Genomic DNA, 3,324 nt, shown 5'->3' with positions numbered 1-3,324 from the left:
GGCGGGTATCAAGGCGCGTCACTACATATTCTGGCGGGAGGGAGTGTGACGATTCCAGGGGGAGTTGTGATTTTATCCCCTGACCCAGTTAATGGTATTGTTGAGAACATTACTTTGTCCGATGGCACGACTGTATTAATTAATGGAAAAGCCAAACCAACGTTAGATATCCGGGCGGGGACAACAGCGTTTGATATCCCAGATATTCAGGGTATCCCAGGGACGGGAATTATTGTTCCGCCTTTACCCAATCCCTTGGGAATTCCCACAAGTGCCGATATTACGATTGGCGGTATTTTTGTTGATGCACCGGATGGCGTTGTCTTTGTCAGCAATCAATACCAACCAAATTTATCCTTAACAGGTGGAGAAATTACGATTAATGGTGTTTCGGGAGTCGCGATAAGTCCGAATCCAGTTAATCCGGCGGCGACTATCGGTGCAATCACGATTGACTCCAGAGAGGGTATTACACTTAATGGCACAGTGAACGCGAGTTCTCTAATGGGGACTGGTGGCGATATTAGCCTGATGGGGGAAGGAGATATTATCACTTCAGATGTCTTTTCTCTAGGGGCATTAGGAGGAACAATTAACCTAAGTAGTCAAGGTGCGATCGCGCTGAATGGGTTACTCAATCCCTCTGGCTTAACTCGCAGCGGCGATATCTTCCTAGAGGCGAAGGATAACCTGACCACGTCTCAAATCCTGTCGGTGGGCGGGTTAGCTGGTACGATCAACCTGAGAAGCAATGGCACGATATTGGTCAATGATCACCTGATTAGCAGTATCAGTATCAGCCCAGAACCTGGTACTAGCGGCGGTGACATTATTGTCGATGCCAAATCCCTATCTTTAAATAATAGCGCTCGCATTGTTACCGCCACATTGGGTGCGGCGAATGGGGGAGACTTGCAAGTGACAACCGCCGATTCGGTAGAATTTCAGGGACTATCAAATAATCCAGTTAACCAAGACTTGTTTAGAGCGTTATTGGCAGGACTTGATCGTCTCCCGGAGAACATTGTATCAGCACCCGCTTTAGCCGCCGCGTTAACGGCTACCGAAAACCCCATCCTGGGACAAATTTCCGGGAGTGGTTTGTATGCACTAACAGCTATCGGCACAGGAAATGCTGGAAATATCGACATTGAAACGGGACGATTATTCAGTCAAGATTTAGGACGAGTCACCACTAATACCATCGGTCAGGGTGATAGTGGAAATTTAACCATAAATGCTGATTTAGTGGAAGTGATTGGCAGTTCATCCCCCGATAATGCGGGTGGCTTATTCTCGCAAACCAACGGATTGGGAGATGCTGGTAATTTAACCATAAATACAGACAAACTGATTATTCGCAATGGCGGATTAGTCTCAGCCTCAACAATTTTGGCGACGGGTGATGGGGGAGTTGTGACAGTAAATGCGGCGGAATCGATCGATATTATTGGCACAACACCAGAGGGCAACTTTCCTAGTGCCATTGGCAATATCGCCAGAGGCACCGGTGATGCGGGAAATATCTTTGTGAATACAAAACGGTTGATGATTCGCGATGGCGGTGCGATTGGTACAAACACCTTTAGCCAAGGAGATGGTGGCGATTTAACCGTGAACGCTTCGGAATCAATAGATATTATTGGTAAAGCCGCCGTCGGTGAGATTCCCAGCGCCATTTCTGTCGATACCTTTTCCCTATCGCCTGATGCGGGAGACGCGGGTAACTTATTGGTGAATACCCGACAGTTAAGGATAGAAGATGGTGCCTTTATCTCCGCCTCCACCTTTGGTGCAGGGCAAGGGGGAAATTTACAAGTTAATGCGACTGAATCAATAAATTTGAGTGATCGTTCAATCGATGGGTTTCCTAGTGGTTTATATGCTCAAGGATTTGGTACAGGAAATGCAGGAGATTTAGAGGTCAAAACTGAGAAATTGAGGGTTGAGGATGGAGCAAGGATAACTGTAGCTACGGGAACGATAGCGGATGATACGCAGCTTACAGCTAATTCCTTTAGTTTTGGGTTTGGGCTAGAGGTTGAGTTTAGTGATCAAGCCACTGGAAATGCTGGTACAATGCGGATTGAGGCTAATTCCATCCAGCTTGATCATCACGGTTCTCTCATTGCCAAAACAGTTTCGGGTGAGGGGGGTAATATCAATCTTCAGGTAGAAGATTTAATCCAAATGCGCCGCAATAGTCTGATTTCGGCAGAAGCGTTTGGGGGTCAAGGGAATGGAGGTAATATTGATATAGATACGGAATTTGTCGTGGCGATTGAAGCTGAAAATAGTGATATTGTGGCAGATGCCTTTGGCGGAAATGGGGGCAATATTAATATCACTGCTCAAAGTATTTTTGGGCTAGAATTTCGTCCAGAACGAACGCAAGAAAGTGATATTACTGCCAGTTCTCAATTTGGGTTAGAGGGGAATGTGGTGTTAAATACGCCCGATAGTGACCCCAGTCGCGGATTAATCCAATTCCCAACTCAGCCTGTGGATGTGCGAGGATTAGTGAATCAAGTGTGTCAGGCTGATGTGGTGGAAAACCGCAGTCAGTTTGTGGTGACGGGACGCGGGGGTTTACCGCCCAAACCGAATGAGTTATTGCGGGGGGAAGCGGTATTAGCCGATTGGATTCCCTTAGAATCAGAGGCTGATGAATCGGTTGAGGTGACGACAACAATACCAAGGTCAAATGTACGAATTGTGGAAGCCAATGGCTGGGAAATTGATGCTGAGGGAAATGTTACTTTAACCGCATCTATCGCCAATTCTACGCCTAAAGCGTTCTGGGTTAATCCCAGTTTCTGTGATTAAGTGTGGCGATGATCCTTAAAATTAACAAAAATCAGAATAATTTGTCTCTATCCCAGGGGGGTAGATTAATTCAAGTTAATGGCGGCATGATTAACTTTTTGGGGAAGGACTATCTACCAAATGACTATAAAATTGACAGTGAAACTAGCCGGATTGTTAGCGATGGGAGGGACAATTGCTGTTTTAGAGAATCCTGTCCTCGCCCAAATAACTCCCGATACTACCTTAGGTGCTGAAAATTCTATCGTGACACCAAATGTGGAGATAAAAGGGCTTCCGGCTGATTTGATTGAAGGAGGGGCGATTCGCGACACAAATCTGTTCCACAGTTTTGGGGAATTTAATATCACAGAAGGCGGGCGCGTCTATTTTGCCAATCCCCTTGGAATTGACACGATTTTCTCTCGTGTGACGGGTTCTGATATATCGGATATTCTGGGAACATTGGGAGTAAATGGAGGTGCGTCGTTATATTTACTCAATCCCAATGGGATTATA

Annotated in this window: 2 protein-coding genes; both read left to right on the top strand. The window is 46.1% G+C overall.

The window, feature by feature from the left end; genetic code table 11:
- Positions 1-2,826, top strand: a 2,826-nt coding sequence (locus tag RIM23_RS21035) for a beta strand repeat-containing protein (protein ID WP_446369040.1), incomplete at its 5' end; no start/stop codon positions are given.
- A gap of 120 nt (positions 2,827-2,946) precedes the next feature.
- On the top strand, positions 2,947-3,324 hold a 378-nt coding region (locus RIM23_RS21030; protein ID WP_446369039.1), incomplete at its 3' end, for a two-partner secretion domain-containing protein.

The sequence above is a fragment of the Coleofasciculus sp. G3-WIS-01 genome, from assembly GCF_040223135.1.
GTDB lineage: Bacteria > Cyanobacteriota > Cyanobacteriia > Cyanobacteriales > Coleofasciculaceae > Coleofasciculus.
The sequence above is the reverse complement of the archived record's forward strand: the minus strand, read 5'-3'. Positions and strand labels throughout refer to the sequence as shown.